The organism is Pseudomonas sp. MF08831, assembly GCF_059862645.1.
The window spans coordinates 48,264-64,059 of record NZ_JCBCUX010000015.1; the positions used below are offsets into that span (position 1 = coordinate 48,264).

At 56.5% G+C, this 15,796-nt stretch carries 18 protein-coding genes and 2 pseudogenes; 16 read left to right on the top strand and 4 right to left on the bottom strand.

Annotated elements, in window-relative coordinates:
• The first annotated feature begins 73 nt into the window (after window positions 1-73).
• The 10 genes from AC19YS_RS25690 to AC19YS_RS25735 all read left to right on the top strand — a co-directional run bounded on the left by AC19YS_RS25690 (window position 74) and on the right by AC19YS_RS25735 (window position 8,044).
• A complete protein-coding gene (locus AC19YS_RS25690) occupies window positions 74-1,825 on the top strand; it encodes a DNA cytosine methyltransferase (protein ID WP_500602928.1) in 1,752 nt (583 codons plus the stop codon).
• Between the two features lie 44 nt (window positions 1,826-1,869).
• Window positions 1,870-2,427, top strand: coding sequence for a hypothetical protein (locus AC19YS_RS25695; protein ID WP_500602930.1), 558 nt, complete (start codon window positions 1,870-1,872; stop codon window positions 2,425-2,427).
• 245 nt (window positions 2,428-2,672) lie between these two features.
• The gene (locus AC19YS_RS25700) at window positions 2,673-3,305 is read left to right on the top strand and encodes a hypothetical protein (protein ID WP_500602931.1); all 633 of its coding nucleotides are present in this window, start codon (window positions 2,673-2,675) and stop codon (window positions 3,303-3,305) included.
• A gap of 45 nt (window positions 3,306-3,350) precedes the next feature.
• Window positions 3,351-4,253, top strand: a complete 903-nt coding sequence (locus AC19YS_RS25705) for a hypothetical protein (protein WP_500602932.1) — start codon at window positions 3,351-3,353, stop codon at window positions 4,251-4,253.
• A 116-nt stretch (window positions 4,254-4,369) separates the two neighbouring features.
• Window positions 4,370-4,807: an HNH endonuclease gene (locus AC19YS_RS25710; protein ID WP_498294896.1), complete on the top strand. Its 438-nt coding sequence runs from the start codon at window positions 4,370-4,372 to the stop codon at window positions 4,805-4,807.
• 634 nt (window positions 4,808-5,441) lie between these two features.
• Entirely contained in the window at window positions 5,442-5,984 is a 543-nt protein-coding gene (locus AC19YS_RS25715; protein ID WP_500602933.1) for a hypothetical protein, read from the top strand.
• Between the two features lie 36 nt (window positions 5,985-6,020).
• A complete protein-coding gene (locus AC19YS_RS25720; RefSeq protein WP_500602934.1) occupies window positions 6,021-6,242 on the top strand; it encodes a hypothetical protein in 222 nt (73 codons plus the stop codon).
• A gap of 2 nt (window positions 6,243-6,244) precedes the next feature.
• On the top strand, window positions 6,245-6,454 hold the full coding sequence (locus AC19YS_RS25725; protein ID WP_065869984.1) for a DUF4224 domain-containing protein: 210 nt from the start codon (window positions 6,245-6,247) through the stop codon (window positions 6,452-6,454).
• A complete protein-coding gene (locus AC19YS_RS25730; RefSeq protein ID WP_500602935.1) occupies window positions 6,455-7,489 on the top strand; it encodes a site-specific integrase in 1,035 nt (344 codons plus the stop codon).
• Between the two features lie 378 nt (window positions 7,490-7,867).
• The gene (locus AC19YS_RS25735) at window positions 7,868-8,044 is read left to right on the top strand and encodes a DUF3606 domain-containing protein (RefSeq protein WP_200625269.1); all 177 of its coding nucleotides are present in this window, start codon (window positions 7,868-7,870) and stop codon (window positions 8,042-8,044) included.
• A 217-nt stretch (window positions 8,045-8,261) separates the two neighbouring features.
• Here AC19YS_RS25735 and AC19YS_RS25740 read toward each other — a convergent pair whose 3' ends face one another.
• A complete protein-coding gene (locus AC19YS_RS25740; RefSeq protein WP_200625270.1) occupies window positions 8,262-8,558 on the bottom strand; it encodes a hypothetical protein in 297 nt (98 codons plus the stop codon).
• A 642-nt stretch (window positions 8,559-9,200) separates the two neighbouring features.
• Between AC19YS_RS25740 and AC19YS_RS25745 the strand changes: the two are divergent.
• The 3 genes and pseudogenes from AC19YS_RS25745 to AC19YS_RS25755 all read left to right on the top strand — a co-directional run.
• Window positions 9,201-9,920: pseudogene (locus AC19YS_RS25745) on the top strand (MCP four helix bundle domain-containing protein); the annotation flags it as partial.
• A gap of 306 nt (window positions 9,921-10,226) precedes the next feature.
• Window positions 10,227-10,826, top strand: a pseudogene (locus tag AC19YS_RS25750) (methyl-accepting chemotaxis protein); the annotation flags it as partial.
• An 87-nt stretch (window positions 10,827-10,913) separates the two neighbouring features.
• A complete protein-coding gene (locus AC19YS_RS25755) occupies window positions 10,914-11,444 on the top strand; it encodes a GAF domain-containing protein (RefSeq protein ID WP_106579221.1) in 531 nt (176 codons plus the stop codon).
• A gap of 11 nt (window positions 11,445-11,455) precedes the next feature.
• Here AC19YS_RS25755 and AC19YS_RS25760 read toward each other — a convergent pair whose 3' ends face one another.
• Window positions 11,456-11,728, bottom strand: a complete 273-nt coding sequence (locus tag AC19YS_RS25760) for a hypothetical protein (protein ID WP_339385055.1) — start codon at window positions 11,726-11,728, stop codon at window positions 11,456-11,458.
• Between the two features lie 232 nt (window positions 11,729-11,960).
• Between AC19YS_RS25760 and AC19YS_RS25765 the strand changes: the two genes are divergently transcribed.
• Together AC19YS_RS25765 and AC19YS_RS25770 are read left to right on the top strand one after the other, a co-directional pair.
• On the top strand, window positions 11,961-12,782 hold the full coding sequence (locus AC19YS_RS25765) for an alpha/beta fold hydrolase (RefSeq protein ID WP_200625272.1): 822 nt from the start codon (window positions 11,961-11,963) through the stop codon (window positions 12,780-12,782).
• Complete coding sequence (locus AC19YS_RS25770; protein ID WP_214246829.1) at window positions 12,772-14,286, top strand: sensor histidine kinase; 1,515 nt, start codon at window positions 12,772-12,774, stop codon at window positions 14,284-14,286. Before AC19YS_RS25765 ends, AC19YS_RS25770 begins: the two co-directional genes overlap by 11 nt.
• 103 nt (window positions 14,287-14,389) lie before the next feature.
• Here AC19YS_RS25770 and AC19YS_RS25775 read toward each other — a convergent pair whose 3' ends face one another.
• Window positions 14,390-14,845 carry a hypothetical protein gene (locus AC19YS_RS25775; RefSeq protein ID WP_500602936.1) on the bottom strand — a complete coding sequence of 152 codons (456 nt, stop codon included), beginning with the start codon at window positions 14,843-14,845 and terminating at the stop codon, window positions 14,390-14,392.
• 1 nt (window position 14,846) lies between these two features.
• Here AC19YS_RS25775 and AC19YS_RS25780 point away from each other — a divergent pair, with 1 nt between their 5' ends.
• Window positions 14,847-15,230 (top strand): hypothetical protein, encoded by a 384-nt coding sequence (locus tag AC19YS_RS25780; protein WP_500602937.1) that lies wholly within the window; start codon window positions 14,847-14,849, stop codon window positions 15,228-15,230.
• On the opposite strand, the gene AC19YS_RS25785 is transcribed toward AC19YS_RS25780, so the two are convergent.
• Window positions 15,188-15,727 (bottom strand): GNAT family N-acetyltransferase, encoded by a 540-nt coding sequence (locus AC19YS_RS25785; RefSeq protein WP_119740238.1) that lies wholly within the window; start codon window positions 15,725-15,727, stop codon window positions 15,188-15,190. The genes AC19YS_RS25780 and AC19YS_RS25785 overlap by 43 nt on opposite strands.
• Window positions 15,728-15,796: the final 69 nt, after the last annotated feature.

Below are 15,796 nucleotides of genomic sequence, written 5' to 3' on the forward strand. Positions count from 1 at the left end.
ACTCCTCAAGCGCTTTGGATAGATTTACCAATACCCCATATCAACGAATCACGCCAGCCGGCGAGGATCCCCTATGCCCGATATCACCTACGGCTCAGTGTGTAGCGGCATCGAAGCCGCGACACAGGCCTGGCACCCGCTGGGCATGCGCGCCACCTGGTTCGCCGAGATTGAGCCGTTCCCCTCGGCGGTCCTGGTCCACCACTACCCCGACGTGCCGAACCACGGCGACATGACCAAGCTGGCCGCCCTGGTGCTGGCCGGAAAGATCCCGGCGCCGGACGTGCTGGTCGGCGGCACCCCGTGCCAGGCCTTCTCGGTCGCCGGCATGCGCGAAGGACTCACCGACCCGCGCGGCGCCCTCACCATCAAATACGTGGAGCTTGCAGATGCAGTTGACTATGTTCGCGCCGGCCAGCGAAAGCCCGCCAGCGTCATCGTCTGGGAAAACGTCCCCGGCGTCCTCAGCGACAAAGGGAACGCCTTCGGATGCTTTCTTGGCGCGCTTGCTGGGGAAGACTGCGAGCTGCAGCCTCCAGGGAAGAAATGGCAGGACGCTGGTTGTGTGTATGGACCCAAAAGAACAATCGCGTGGCGGGTCCTGGACGCCCAATATTTCGGCCTGGCCCAACGACGCCGTCGTGTGTTCGTTGTCGCAAGTGCTCGAGACGGGTTCGATCCCACCGAGGTACTTTTTGAGCGCGAAGGCGTGCGCCGGGATACTGCGCCGAGCCGGGGCCAGGGGCAGGACGTTACCGGAACAGCTCCTTTCGGCCCTGCGCTCCAGTGCGGAGAAGGATGCGAGTACGTCTTTCCAGAGCAGTTAGGCGCTTATGGCTGCCCGAACTGCGAAGGCGACTTCGGGCCGGCGGTATCGATGTTCGGCGGTATCCCAGCCTTCGGCGCCGGGCGCATGTCCGGCTCAATCGAAAAGGCTGGCACCCTCACCCACCACGAAGGCCGGAACGATCTGGACAGCGAGACGTTCTTTGTTCAGTCGCCCCATGAAACCGTTGGAACTCTTGCCGGAACATCACCTGGTGGAGGTTGGCGGATAGGCGCCGATGAGGCGGCTGCAGGGCATCTTGTAGTTGGTGCGCTCCGAAGCTCATGCGGCGGTCCGGATGACAACTGCGCGCAGGCGGGACATCTGATCGCCGGAACGCTCAACGCCAACGGCAAGGCGGCTGGCAGCGCCACCACACAGGATGCCGAGCAAGGCCTGTTGGTAGTGCATGGCACGCAAGACCCCGGTGTCAGCGACAAGCTCGCCTTTGCCCTGGGCAGGAACAACGGCCAGGAAAACGCGGTGCTGGCATTCTCCTGCAAGGATCACGGCGCTGACGCAGGGGAGATCGCCCCTACCCTGCGCGCAATGAATCACTCACGAAGCCACGCCAACGCCGGCGGCCAGGTTGCCGTCTGCATCACTGGAGACATCACGCACACGCTGAAGGCTGAAGGGTTCGACGGTAGCGAGGACGGGGCCGGGCGAGGCCAGCCGATTGTGGCTGCATTCGCTGAGAACTCACGGGCCGAATTGCGATACGAAGATGGTGACGGCGGCATCACCGGCGCCCTGAGCGGTGGCGGTGGCAAAGCAGGTCAGGGAATGCCATCAGCTCAGATTGGCTCATCCGTCCGGCGTCTGATTCCGCGCGAGTGCGAACGCCTCCAGGGCATGGCCGACGACTACACGCTGATCCCCTGGCGCGGCAAGCCTGCCAGCGAATGCCCTGACGGTCCTCGCTACAAGGCGATCGGCAATTCCAAAGCTGTCACCGTGGTTCGTTGGATAGGTCGGCGCCTTCTGCAACAACTCTGACTCCCCCACTCTACCGCCCGGGCATGGCCCGGCAAGGACTCCCCGTGATCAACCTGTTCTGGCGCCTGGTCGCAAAACTGCTTGCACGCCCGGCGGTTGCCGCCTGGCTCATCACCCGCGCCCAGCGCACACCGTACCTGCACATCATGTCCGCCGACGGCGCCGAGATGTACATGGGCCGCTGGTGGCTGTTCAACCCCTACTCCCGCGACACGCACAAGCCGGCGCTGTGGTGGTGCCCGTGGTCGTTCCGTGTGCACCACATCATGCGCCCGGACGAAGACCGGGACCTGCATGACCATCCCTGGAACGCGCGAACCATCATCCTGCAGGGTTGGTACACCGAGCAGCGGCTGCTCGATCATGAAGACCCTGTGCTGTCCGGTCTGAACGTTCCCACAGGAGCCCAGGCCACCGAATACATCGACCGGCGCGCCGGCGACACCGCCCGCCTCAACCATGGCGAGTACCACCGAATAGACGAACTGTCGCCAGGCGGCGTCTACACCCTGTTCATCACCAGCAAATGGCGTGGTGACTGGGGCTTTCTGGTCAACGGCGCGAAGGTGCCATGGCGCACCTACACCGGCACAGACAACTGATTCGTTGAGGTGATTATGAGCAAGCCGATAGCGCGCACTACGACGGGCGCAACCGTAACTCTGACCATTGAGCTTTCAGGGCTTGGCAGTTGGGGGCCTGACTGCAAGATTGACCAGGTGTACCGCCAAGCCCGAGAGGAGGCCATCGGCCGGATTAACCGTGCGTTTAAGGATGACAAGCGCGGTGTCCGAATTCTTGGCCCCGTTGTCGTCAAGGCCATCACAACAGACGTGGAGGTTCGCGGATGACCACCAACCAAACGATTGACGGCGTGCCGCGTGAGCTTCTGTACAGAGTTTCGGACCCGTACAGGCCCAACGGACAAGAGAGGGCCCGCGCCGAGCTGCGCGCCCTGCTGGATGCACCTGAGAAGTCAGCTGGAAGCCTGATCAGCGTTAAGCCTGATGTTCTGCGTGCGTTGTTTGCGCCAAATGCAAATGCCGTGCAACTGCGCGATGCAAAGGACGCGGCACGCAAAGCGTATGAGGACTGGTCTATTGCTGGTCAGAACCCAGCCGCCCAGCCCCAGGGCGATCCAGTTGGGAGCTTCGACAAGCACATGCAATACATGCATGAAAATATCGATCTGAAGAAGCGTATCGCTGAGCTTGAAGCCGCCCAGTCCAATGGCAAGCCGGTGGCGTGGATCTGTCACGGGCCAGAGGGAAGCGGCCTCGTTGCGCTGCAATGGTCGCACTTGCCAACGCCGCCAGGCCTTGTTCGCAAAATTGGGTTGTGTCTCGAGCAGCCCGCGCCGGTAGCGGTGGTGCTGCCTGAGCGCCGCGAAGTGGCTGGCGTAGGCGGACACGCTTATTACATCCCTGTCGGCTGGAACGCCTGCCTCGACGAACTGAAACGCCTCAACCCCTCTCTGTAACCCCTCCCCCTTCAAAGTCAGCCGCTATAGCGGCAAGGACGACCCATGGCCAGGAAAAACCACCTGATCGTCGACTCAGGTTGCACACAAGACAATGAGCGCTGGTCGCTCTCGGCCTGCGGGCTGAACGAAGAATCCGAAGTTGAGTGGGACGGCACCCACAACCGTGAACTTGTAAGCTGCATGCGATGCCAGGCGAAAATGGCCAAGCCGCGTCCGGCGCCTGAGCCGTTCCATAAAGAGCGGCCCATTCTTTTCAGCGGTGCAATGGTTCGCGCGATTCTGTGCGGACAAAAGACCGTCACGCGCCGCCCGGTCAAAGGCAATCAGATCCCGAGCCGCAGCAAATCCGACTCACCGGATCATCAGTGGATTGCCGTTGTTCAGGACCATCCGCGCTGGGGATTCGCTGCGTTTGGCGCGACCGAGCAGGAGTGCGCCGCCGAGCTCGCAATGTACGGCGGATGCCCATATGGCCAGCGCGGCGATCGGCTGTGGGTGCGCGAGACCTGGGCGGCAGATGAACAGGTTGATGCGGTCGCGCCGCGAGACCTGAGCCAAGGCGAGCCGATTCATTACGCAGCGGACGGGGCTGCCAGGCAAACCGGATGCGCGATGATCAAGCCAGGCAAGGGCCGCCCATCCATCCATATGCCCCGCTGGGTCAGCCGCATCCTGCTGGAGATCACCGACGTGCGCATCGAGCGGTTGCAGGACATCAGCGAAGAGCAGGCCGTTGCCGAGGGTTTGATATGGCAGGGCCAGGAAAACGGCAAGGTGTTTTATTCCCATGCTGAAAGGAAGTACCCGCCTGGCGCTCATCAGCAGTTCGGGATTTCTGGAGTTGATGCCGTATCCGCGTTCCGCAACCTCTGGAACTCCGTCGGCGGCGACTGGGGCGCCAACCCATGGGTCTGGTGCGTTTCATTTCGGAGGGTCGAGCAATGAAACCGTGTCCTTCATTCCCCGGATACTCAGCAACCAATGATGGCCGAGTGTTTTCCCACCGCCGTCGCGGGCAAGGGGCTCAGCGTGGATCAGTTTCCACCATTGACCCTGCCTTTATGTATGAGCTCGCGCAGCAGACTACCAGCAAGGGCTACAAGACCGCGTCGGTCATGCTGCCTAACGGGAAGTCTCGACCTATCGGAGTTCATCAGCTGGTGGCGGATGCTTTTCACGGCGCATGCCCAGATGGCTTGGTAGTTCGACACTTGAACGGGGTGTCCTCAGACAACTCCTCCGAAAACCTGAAGTACGGCACCAATACTGAAAACGCCGAGGATCGAAAACGACACGGCACGTATCTCGGCGGGAGCAATCATCACGGCGCCAAATTGACCGGTGGCCAAGCTGTGGCGATTCGCACAAGGCGGAGAGCCGGCGCGCGCGTCAAGGATCTCGCGGCCGAGTTTGGCGTGAGCGTAAGCACCATCGAATCCATCATTTACAACCGGAGCTACTTGGCGCCAGGCGTCGAGTTCAAGCGGGTGACGCCATGATCGCCACCCTCTGGTTCGCCTACGTCTTCATCTACAAAGGGCCGAGGCCATGAGCAGGATGGTCAGCGTTCCAACCACGATGCTGTCCGGACCTGCACTCCGCTGGGCCATCGAGTCGATCGAGGGTCAGGTTCCAGTCCCAACAGACACTGGACAGTTGCAGCTTTCCTTCGATACAGACCCAGTGGATAGGCGCCAATGCGAGCGACTGATAGCCAAGTACACCGTATGGGTTGAGCAAGGCCACGATTTCGCATGGGTAGCTGATACGAATTGCGATCCACTTGAGCGCATGGACGGCGAAACCCGAGCAATCGCGGTATGCCGGGCTGTGCTGACGAAGACCGCCGGCAAGTCCATCAAGGTACCCGCCGAACTCATCTAACCCCAATCCCCCTACATGCCTGCCGGTGAGCATCAAGGCTGTTTCTTGCCCTTCGCCCATCCACACGCCATCAGTACCAAACCGGGAATCCAGAGGGCCGGCGCAGTTATCGCGAGACCGCAGACTGCCAACGGGATCCCAGTCAAAAACAGCGGGTTTCTAAACGCCTTATCCATTTCGCGTTACCTTTAAGAATTCATTTCATTAAATCACAAGTGCCTGCCGGTGAGCGGCGGGCGAGGTATTACTATGTCCGAAGAAAAGAATGCATTCCGCGAAGCCGCTATCGAAGCGATCTCGGATATCGCGCAGCACCTGCCGCTCGATTGCGAACTGCTGGTGGTGGCCTGCCGCCCAGGCAAGAAAGACTTTGACCTGGTGCTGCCTTCGCCTGAGTCGAACCTGAACAACGCCCTCGACGCGCTTCGCCGTAACGGCCTGAGCATCGACGGCGACAACGCCTACAAGCGTGACCTGCTGGACTGCGTTGTCGGTGCCCTGGCCACGGGCGTGCAAAACACCAACCCGCCACCAGCTGGGCACTGGGGCCAGCGCTTCTGGGATATCGGTCGGGAGGAACGCGCCAGCAGCGAGCAACTGCTGAAAGCTCTCATGGCGCTCGCCCAGATAGCGGGCGAATGCGAGCAGATCGCCAGCAACTACAGCGGCACCATCGACGGAATCTTTGAGCACGGCGGCGACGACCACGAAGACCCGAGCTGCGCGATCTTCCATCGCCTGTACTACGCCATGTTCGACGCGCGAGCCGCAATCAAGAAAGCCACGACCTAACCCACCTTCTGCCGCCCAGCGCGGCAAGGACACCCCATGTACGCAATAAAACTCACCCTGCTGATGCTGGGCGTTCTGCTCTATGTATCAGCCACGGCATGCTGGTTCTTTTGGATCGGCCCCTGCCTGCTCATGGATGGCGAGTCGGCAAATATCCTCGGCGCCTTTGCAGGAACCTGCATCTGGCTGCTGATCACTTTCGGCATGGTCATCCACATCATCAAGGCGGCGCGCCCTACAGCTGGCGGCGGGAGGTAAACATGGATATTCATTTTCTGTCGCACGAGGAAGTTTGCACGCTCACAGGCGCAAAAACGAAAGCCGGCCAGGTGCAGGTTCTGAAAAGAAACGGTATTCGGCACACCATCAAGCGCAGCGGTTGGCCTTGCGTCATCGCCAACGCCCTTACCGGCGAACCGGTCGCAGCATCAGCAGAAAAACCAAAATGGCAGCCACGCCTGGTGAGTTAAATGGGAAGGAAGCCAACAAACCCTGATAGCGTCACACGCCTCAGGAAGCGCAAGCAGCGCAGCGGGAAAATCTATTACTACTACGACCTCGGAGGCACGCCCAGAAAAGAGATCGCCCTGGGCAGCGATTACGGAATGGCTATCGTGGAGTACGCGAAGCTCGAGAAGAGCCGCGTGTCCTCGGCCTTGGTACAGGACGTACTCACTTTTGCCTACGTTGCGAACATCTACATGCTCGAGGTGGTGCCCACCAAAGGATTAGCGACGCAGAAGGATAACGCCAGAGAGCTGAAGCAATTGTTGAAGTTCTTCGACGATCCGCCAGCACCACTGGAAGCGATCGAGCCTCAACACGTCGTACAGTACCTGCGCCAGCGCGGCAAGACGGCGCCAGTGCGCGCCAATCGCGAGAAGGCGTTACTTAGCGCCATCTGGAACTTTGCCCGGAGCAGCGGCTATACGGCCTTGGCCAACCCGTGCGCCGGCGTGAAGGGACACAAGGAATCGGGTCGCGATCAATACATCGAGGATGAGATGTTCGCCCTGGTGTACCAGCACGCCGAGCAGCCGCTACGGGATGCACTTGATCTGTTCTATCTGACCGGCCAGCGCATCGCGGACACCCTAAAAATGGATGAGCGAGATATCCGCGACAATAGGCTGTCCGTGAAGCAAGGCAAGACGAATGCAAAAAGGAGGATTGAGATAACCGGGGAGCTGAAGGTGGTGATTGATCGAATCATGGCCAGGAAGGACGGGCACAAGATCCGCACTAGCAGGCTCATCGTTATGGATAACGGGCAGCCAATGACCAGCAGCATGTTGCGAGGTAGGTTTGACGCGGCCCGTGAGGCGGCTGGTGTTGAGAAAGGGGACTTTCAGATGCGCGATCTGCGCGCAAAAGCTGGCACCGACAAGGCAGAATCCAGCGGTGACATCCTGCAGGCTCGCGACCAACTTGGGCACACAACTGTCGTTATGACAGAGAACTACATCCGCAAGAGGATCGGCAAAAAGGTCACGCCGACCAAGTAAATTTTGCACCGCAATAGTTTTAACCCCCTTGAAAACAAAGGGCTGCAAGCAAGGTAAAAACTACCCATAGCGGTGCAGAATATACGCTAACCTATTTCATTTAAAAGAATACCTTGCGGACTTAAAATCCCCCGCTCGTAAGGGCGTCCCGGTTCGATTCCGGGTTCGGGCACCATAGATATCAAGGGCTTGCATGAGGAAACTCATGCAGGCCTTTTCTTTTTTCCGCAATTGACACACCTGTTCCGCAATTGCCCTCCTGCGGCGTCCAGCCGAATGCAATTTACCCTCCTGTAACCTCAATCGAACTACCCATACTTTCCCATGCTCTATCGAGAGTCGCCTGGGCCCTCCAGGCCAACCCGCAGGGAGTGGAGTATGTCTGATGATCTGAAAAACCGTGGGCCTCAAGATCGTGCTCGAGTGAACACATCAGAACCTTGGGAGCTAAAGCACTGGACGAAGGCGTTCGGGGTAACAGAGCAACAGCTCAAAGACGCGGTTAAGGCCGTAGGCCCGATGGTGACTGACGTTCGTAAAAAGCTAGGCAAGTAGTGTCAGACACGCCCTGCGCTTGGCAGGGCGTGTTCAATTTCTTTGCGGTGTCTGCGGCAACCTACGGCGCCACACCGAAGAAGCTCCCTGCTACGCTGTTCGCCTCAGGGAGGAACACCGATGCCACATTCAGATGTGATCCTTCGCCGCTCTCAAACTGCTATGAAAACCTACTCGCTCTTGAGGAAACCTGATGCGCGCTGGATCTGTCGCCGCCTCATCTCTCGTAGTAGACCTTGGCGGAATCTGTGTAGTCTCGTCCCAGTTTCGCGCACCATTCGGGGAAGCCGCCTACGGGATTTTCCGAATAGGCTTTCCAGTCCGCGATGAGGCGGTCGAAATGCTGCACTTCAGATGTCAGATACGCCAGCGCTTCGGGATCAGGGGCTTCTGCTATGAGTCGTCTGGCACGCTCCAGCGCTGAGGTCGCCTCGTCAACGCTGCCTAAGAAGGAAGATTCGTCAAGATGATGGGTGGCATGGCCAACCCCGCCAAGCGCTAAGTCGATCAGCATCCTGCGCACAGGCATATCTTCGGGTAACCCAGAAAGCGCTCTGTTAAGCAGTTCAGGGTCACGGTTGAGCAGCCCGAGCCATTCCACGGGTAAGGTTGTGACTGCATCAGGGATATGCCATCAGAAGTCTTCGCGGGGTGCAAAGGCGATACGGCCCTGGGGAACGTCAGGATTAAAAGGCCTGAATCGATTCGGCCTTCAGATTAATTGTCGTAGAAATACCACATGACGGCCGCCACCGTGACGACCCACCCGAGGGTCAGCAGTATTGACAGACCCGCAAGCCGCTTGTCCATGATGCCCTATCAGTTACCAAAATGATCGAAGTCAGAGCGCTCCCGGCAAGCGTAGTTCAATGCGCGAAGCCTGCAACGGTGAGCCCGTCGTTGCGGCACACCCCCGCTTGGATTAATCGAAAACTCCCCTCCGGCCCACTTACGGCATGAGCACCTCAAACTCATAAGCGCGCAATTATTTAGCGCGCCTATTATCTCGATTCATTCTTTTGTATTCCTGGATTTACGTCTGCCCCCCCAAGCTGCAGCCGAGAGTCACTGTGCTGCATGAACAGTCTGTTTTGTTCGCGCTCAACAAAATGACGTGGATTGCCACGCCAATAAATCCCGGCCTTCGGAGGCCTATATGAAATTAAGATCCTTGAATATCGCGCGCAGGGCTTTCGTCTGCTTTGGGCTAATCACACTCCTGCTCATCAGCTTGGCGGGCTTCTCGTATCTGCAGATAGATCACCTGCGTAATGCAGAGCAGGACATCGAGCAAAACTCATTGCCCAGCATCCAGGTCATTGACGACATTCAAATCGCCCTGCTCCATGCTCGCCTTGAAAGTATCCGCATGCTGTCGAGCACGACCAAGGATGTGCATGATAAATCGCTGTCATTGGTCGAAGGCGCCATACAGACGCTCCAGTCGAAGACCGAGTTTTACCGTGAACACCTGATTTCTGGCCAGCAGGATGAACTGCAGTTTTCGAAGACAAGCCAAGCTATGAATGTCTACATCGACGGCCTCAAGAACGTACTTGCCCTCGATATTGCTGATCATGACCAAGCTGTTCTTTTTGCGAACACAGAGCAGGCACAGCGAGCAGGCGCCTATCAGGAGCAGCTAACCATTCTTCGTGAGCAAAATGCGCGTCAGGCGGTGGTGTCGGGGCAAGACGCGACAGATGTATATACCCATAGCGTTAACGTCTTGATTTCGGTACTGGTAGTCGCATTTATCTTAACCATCGTCCTGGCGACCCTGTTCACTAAAAGCATCGTCAGCCCCATCAGCGCCTCGCTGAAGTTGGCGGAAGATATCGCGTCTGGCGACCTCACCCACGACCTTGAAGTGACAGGTTCAGACGAAGCCTCGCGCTTGATGCATGCACTCAATCGGATGCAGAAAAATCTCAGAAGCACGATTTTAGAAATCTCGGGAGCGTCTGCTCAATTGAGTACCGCAGCTGTCGAAATGACTTCGATCACAGAAAGTGCCGATCGCACCCTTCAGCAGCAAAACAGCGAAATCGAGCAAGCGGCCACAGCAGTGACCGAAATGAGCGTCGCCGTCGAAGAGGTCGCGCGCAATGCCAACTCCACATCTGAAGCGGCCATGCAGTCCAGCTTGGCGGCTGATCTGGGCAATCAAAAAGTGACTGAAACGTTAACGGCCATGCGCGGACTGACGGAACTGGTCGAAGTCTCCTCAGACCAGGTGAAAGAACTCGCAGGCCAGGCTCAAGACATCACCAAAGTGCTGAGTGTGATCAGGGCGATTGCCGAGCAAACGAATCTCCTGGCGTTGAATGCAGCAATTGAAGCGGCACGTGCGGGTGAACAGGGCCGTGGTTTTGCAGTGGTGGCCGATGAGGTTCGGGCGTTGGCGCACCGCACCCAAACTTCGACCCAGGAAATTGAACAGATGATATCCACCATTCAAGCCGGTTCTTCAGCCGCAGTGGAGTTGATGCACAAGAGCACTTCTGAGGTTTACACCACGCGAGATACGGCAGAGCAAGCAGGCCAATCGCTGCGCCAAATTATTGATTCCGTGCTGGAAATCAACGACCGCAATATTCAGATCGCGACCGCTTCCGAGGAACAAGCTCACGTTGCACGTGACGTAGATCGCAGTCTTATAAGCATTCGTGACTTGGCAATTCAAAGCACTGAGGGCACTCGCCAGACGTTGACTGCAAGCAATGAATTATCACGTCTAGCCGTGAACTTGAACGACTTGGTTCTCCGATTCCGGACTTAAAAGCTGGATCAAGCACAGTGCAGGGTTCATGGCACAGATTCACAAATCAACAGTGACACGCTCAGCGACAGACAGCAGAGGATAAAAATGGCTTCTCATGAGATTGCCTTGCACTCTGTGCTGAGCGCAGATGAACGCTCTGAAATAGCTGAACTGGAGGCCACGAGCACTATTTTGCAGCTTGTTACGCGCCTGACAGGGATGCGATTTGCAGGCATTGCCAAATTCACGGAAAAGGACTGGATAGTTTGCTCAGTGTGCGACCCAACGCATTTAGGGATAGAGGCTGGAAATACCCTGGAGTTGGAAATCACCCTCTGCAGCGAGCTGAGAAGAAACCCCAAAGCCCTCTTCATTCCAAAAATCAGTGGCGATCACAGATATTCAGATCGCCATGTCGTCAAGCAATACGGACTGGAAAGTTATGCAGGCGCGCCTATCTTCCTTCCTGATGGACGCCTCTTTGGCGCTTTATGCGCGCTGGACTCACGCTCAATCTTGTTTGAAGACCCGGATCTTGAGGAGACGTTAGTTTTATTCGCCAAGTTAATAGGCTGCATTTTTTTCACCAACCTTGCTGCTGAACAAAAGCCAGCAAGTCCTTGTCAGGCTACGTAGAACTCATTGATTTAATCGTCAGCGTGCAATACTCGAGTGTGTTTCTGGTCCTGGGCCGCAAGGTCCTGATCGATGGCCAGGCGCTTGTTTTTATGGAGCGCGAAGTACTGGAGGAGACTGGGATCGAGTCGAAGTGCGAATCCACCGTAGCGTTCACCCGCAAACACTCCTATCAATTTGGCAAATCGAATATTTCCTTTATTTGTCGAATGACGGTCCTTGCGCAGCGTATCAACATACTGGACACCGCCGAGACCTAAGGATTGAAATGGGTGGCGCTGCATGCCTACCTTGCGTGCCGCCTTCGACCGCCTGTGCAACCGGCAGTTCGTCAGCGATGTAGCGTTCAGCCAAGGGCTCGCCCGCCCCCTTCAGATAAGCCTCCGGACCATGCCCGTTGAGACTTGCTATCGTCCAGGTTTTTGCTGCCAAGCAAGACGGACGACGGCACTTAATGACATAGACTGTTAAACTCGCCCTTTCAAATTCCATGTGTGATCAGCGCAGGAGGCTTAAATGTCTGTCCTAATTCGCAACAATGTACGCGTCCACGGTTCAGGCCCTGCCACTCTAGTGTTTGCGCATGGTTTTGGGTGTGATCAAAATATGTGGAGACTGGTCGAGCCGGCATTCCGCGAAAACTTTCGGACGATTCTTTTCGACGTCGTAGGCTGTGGGAAGTCAGACCTCTCAGCCTACGAGGTTGTGAGGTACTCATCATTAAAAGGGTACGCGCAAGACATCGTGGAGATTATTGAGGAGTTTGCGGACTGCCCGGTCATATTTGTCGGGCATTCTGTCAGCGCTATGGCTGGCGTAATCGCCGCCAATAAGCGTCCTGACCTATTTGGGGCGCATGTCATGGTTGGGCCTTCACCGTCGTATATCAACGATGGTGAATATTTTGGTGGTTTCAGCAGGGAGGACATCGACTCACTTCTGGAGACGTTGGAAAGCAACTACCTTGGCTGGTCGAGTTCCATGGCCCCCGCCATCATGGGCGCGCCTGGACAGCCCCATCTTGGTGTCGAATTAACCAATAGCTTCTGCCAGACAGACCCTGATATTGCGAAGCGATTCGCCAGGGTGACTTTCCTATCTGATAACCGCAATGACGTGGCCAAGTTACTGGCGCCGGCGCTGATTATTCAGTCCTCCGACGACATCATTGCACCTGTCGAAGTCGGTCGTTACCTCAACAAGGTGATCCCGGATAATCGTCTTGAGGTGATAGAAAACGTGGGGCATTGCCCGCACCTGAGTGCTCCTGATCTATGCATCAATGCGATCCAAAGCTTCATTGCAAGCGTTCAGGGTCGAATTGCTCATGGGGGCTAATGACGACCCACTCCCTGATGCCGACTTGCTTTACGAGCACGCTCCCTGCGCCCTCATTATCACCAGCAAGGCCGGTTTAATCCTTCGGGCAAATGCCACCTTCTGCGAGTGGCTGGGGTACTCCAAAGATCAGTTGGTTGGCCGACGTAAACTTCAAGAGTTGCTGACTATCGGAGGACGGATTTTCCATCAAACTCACTGGATGCCTTTGCTTGAGATGCAGCGTTCCATCTGCGAGGTAAAGCTTGAGTTTGCGACGTCTGAGGGTAAAAAATTACCCATGATTCTCAACGCAACAAGGCGGGAGCACCTTGGAGGCATTTTCGATGAGGTTTGCGCTTTTGTAGTGATCGAGCGGCATCGATTCGAGCAGGAAGTGCTGATTTCCAAACGGCAAGCTGAGGAATCGCTCGAAGCTCACCTGGCGCTTCAGCGGGATTTGTCGGTTGCCGATGCCAGGCTGCGGGTTGCTCTGGAGTCGGCCAAAATGCACGTTTGGGACGTCGACCCGGTGACACTTGAGCGTCGTTACGATAACAGCGTGGCGCAATTGCTCGGTTATCCGTCAAACCAGGATGTTTCGGCCTCAGTGTACTCAGACCTAATAGACCCTAATGACCGCCCAAGAGAGGCCGAGTTATTTTCGGCGGCTCTCGGATCGGTTGCTCAGGAGTATCGCTGCACTTATAGATTGAACGGCGTTGATGGCGTTCAGCGCACGGTACTCTCCACTGGGCGTGCGGCATTCGACCCAAATAACAAGCTCGTTCAGTTTGTCGGTATTCTTCATGACATTACAGACGTAAAACGGGAGCAGGCAGCAGCAGAAGACCGTGCTCTGTTCTCTGAGCAAATGATTGGGATAGTGAGTCACGATCTGCGTAATCCCCTCTCGGTGATCTCAATGGCCACCGAGGTGCTTGAGCGCAATGATCTGTCCCCTAAGCAGCAACAATTGGTTCGGCACACTCAGGAAGCGGCGCAAAGGGCACGCAGGCTTATCAACGATTTGTTGGATTTCACGCAGGCCAGAATAGGGCGCGGTATTGGGGTAACAAAAACGACTATCGACCTACACCTGCTGATCGCTGCGGCTGTCGAGCAGCTTCGAATCGTTTATCCCAAACGAGAGTTTCTGCATTCAATCAATGGCCAGGGTCTATGCATGGCTGACAGCGATAGGCTTACGCAGCTTGCAGGCAACCTTATTTCCAATGCTGTTACGTACGGAGCGGTGGATCGCCCGGTGACAGTAACCTCCTCCATTACAGAGCAAGGTTTCGAGTTGGTGGTGCACAACTGGGGTATACCGATTCCTCCAGACTTTCTGGCCACGGTCTTCAGTCCGATGACCCGTGGTGTCAATCTTGCGCAAGACAGCCGCAGCGTTGGATTGGGGCTTTTCATTGTTCGCGAAATCGTGAAGGCACACGGCGGCACGGTTTCGGTTAGTTCAACCATTGAAAGTGGGACAGCATTCATGGCTACCTTTCCGTTAAAGTAAGCCTGGATCAAGTAGCTATAACGCGCTCTACGGAGCGCCTTTCTTATACGTATGCTTTCGCCAGATGCAAAAAGCCCAGCGCGGGGCTGGGCATTGACGGCTGTTATGTACGCTTAAAATTGGCAACGATGCACCCATTTACCTCGTTGCGACAATCAACTGTAAGGTCGTCCAGGTAAGGCTGTATTTCCAGGCACTCCATTAGACCAAGCAGGTTCTGGGCGGAATCACGAATGGGCTGCCATTCTTGATGATCGAATAACATCCAGTCGCCACAACGAAAAGCGTGTTCAGGCAGGTTGCTGCAGAGTTGCCAGAGGTTGTAGAGATTGCTTGTAACTTCGCTGGGCATTGCTGTGCCACAGACGACCAACGTATCGTTCAACGGCAGCATTGTCATTGACCAGGCTTCACAGGCAGGGCAAGACGCAATAGCTCCTCGCTGCTCATCGGCACTCATCGCCAAAAATTCCAGGGCAGGAAACGTTTCACAAACGGCGAGCACCCGCTTGTGCTCCCCCTCCCCATACCATTCCCAGAGTGTTGTTGCGAATCTCATCTTGAAGCTCCTGAACCCCTACCGCCGCTATCAAAATCCGCATGTCGTCGCCTCTTTGATTGGGCGGCAATTTAGCATTTGCGGCATCGAAGCCGCCCAGGAAGGATATTTTCCCAATGCATCGCCGGTGTCGAAAACTGATGTATTAGAGGTGGCACCTCTACATTTTTCGGGAAGTAAATTCACTCTCTCGATCAACGATCAACGATCAACGCTTCAAAGCAATTGTGCACGCAGGTCTCTGTTGGAGATCGAATCACAGCTGCCGTTCCTTCTCTTTTTTGCCCTCCGCAAATCCCCCCGCATCCTGCCGACCGACAATCACACTCGCATCCTGATCCACTACAACTGGTTACCCACAAACGCATCACGCTCAACTTTATAAAAAAGGTTCTCTTGGGTGCGCCCGGCGACATCCTTCGTCGCGGAATGCGACAACCTTCCGCCGATTTTCTCCATGGCCCGTTGTGAACGAATGTTCTGAGCGCCGATATGGAACCACACGGTGTCGACCCAGCGAAATGCGTGGTCGAGCATCAGGCGCTTGAGTTCCCCATTCGCTGCGCCGCCCCATTTTTCGCGGGCTAAAAATGTGTACCCAATCGCAACCTCACGTTTTTCTTCACTGAAGTCGTAGTAGCGAGAACTGCCTATCAACGCGTTGCTGGCACGGTCGATCACCACCACAACGCTCTGTGACGTCAATGCCTGGTCAAACCACTCACGAAATACCGGCGCTTGATAGCGGGTTGGGCTCGGGTGCTGAGCCCAGAGCAACGGATCGGCTGCGACGCGGTACAGGGCTTCGAAATCTGCGCTGTCCAAAGGGCGTAACTCAAGCGTGTGCCCGACGATGGACGGCGGGATGGGCAGCGATTGCATCGATATTTCTCCATGAATTCGATGTGGGCGGGTCATGACCGTGTAGGCCGTTAGCATCGCAATAACCAG

What these genes read in the sequence shown, in the direction of transcription:
- AC19YS_RS25690 (WP_500602928.1), top strand. Translation starts at nt 74, where the DNA reads ATGCCCGATATCACCTACGGCTCAGTGTGTAGCGGCATCGAAGCCGCG.
- AC19YS_RS25700 (WP_500602931.1), top strand. Translation starts at nt 2,673, where the DNA reads ATGACCACCAACCAAACGATTGACGGCGTGCCGCGTGAGCTTCTGTAC.
- AC19YS_RS25705 (WP_500602932.1), top strand. Translation starts at nt 3,351, where the DNA reads ATGGCCAGGAAAAACCACCTGATCGTCGACTCAGGTTGCACACAAGAC.
- AC19YS_RS25710 (WP_498294896.1), top strand. Translation starts at nt 4,370, where the DNA reads ATGTATGAGCTCGCGCAGCAGACTACCAGCAAGGGCTACAAGACCGCG.
- AC19YS_RS25715 (WP_500602933.1), top strand. Translation starts at nt 5,442, where the DNA reads ATGTCCGAAGAAAAGAATGCATTCCGCGAAGCCGCTATCGAAGCGATC.
- AC19YS_RS25720 (WP_500602934.1), top strand. Translation starts at nt 6,021, where the DNA reads ATGTACGCAATAAAACTCACCCTGCTGATGCTGGGCGTTCTGCTCTAT.
- AC19YS_RS25725 (WP_065869984.1), top strand. Translation starts at nt 6,245, where the DNA reads ATGGATATTCATTTTCTGTCGCACGAGGAAGTTTGCACGCTCACAGGC.
- AC19YS_RS25730 (WP_500602935.1), top strand. Translation starts at nt 6,455, where the DNA reads ATGGGAAGGAAGCCAACAAACCCTGATAGCGTCACACGCCTCAGGAAG.
- AC19YS_RS25735 (WP_200625269.1), top strand. Translation starts at nt 7,868, where the DNA reads ATGTCTGATGATCTGAAAAACCGTGGGCCTCAAGATCGTGCTCGAGTG.
- AC19YS_RS25740 (WP_200625270.1), bottom strand. Translation starts at nt 8,558, where the DNA reads ATGCTGATCGACTTAGCGCTTGGCGGGGTTGGCCATGCCACCCATCAT.
- AC19YS_RS25755 (WP_106579221.1), top strand. Translation starts at nt 10,914, where the DNA reads ATGGCTTCTCATGAGATTGCCTTGCACTCTGTGCTGAGCGCAGATGAA.
- AC19YS_RS25760 (WP_339385055.1), bottom strand. Translation starts at nt 11,728, where the DNA reads ATGCAGCGCCACCCATTTCAATCCTTAGGTCTCGGCGGTGTCCAGTAT.
- AC19YS_RS25765 (WP_200625272.1), top strand. Translation starts at nt 11,961, where the DNA reads ATGTCTGTCCTAATTCGCAACAATGTACGCGTCCACGGTTCAGGCCCT.
- AC19YS_RS25770 (WP_214246829.1), top strand. Translation starts at nt 12,772, where the DNA reads ATGGGGGCTAATGACGACCCACTCCCTGATGCCGACTTGCTTTACGAG.
- AC19YS_RS25775 (WP_500602936.1), bottom strand. Translation starts at nt 14,845, where the DNA reads ATGAGATTCGCAACAACACTCTGGGAATGGTATGGGGAGGGGGAGCAC.
- AC19YS_RS25785 (WP_119740238.1), bottom strand. Translation starts at nt 15,727, where the DNA reads ATGCAATCGCTGCCCATCCCGCCGTCCATCGTCGGGCACACGCTTGAG.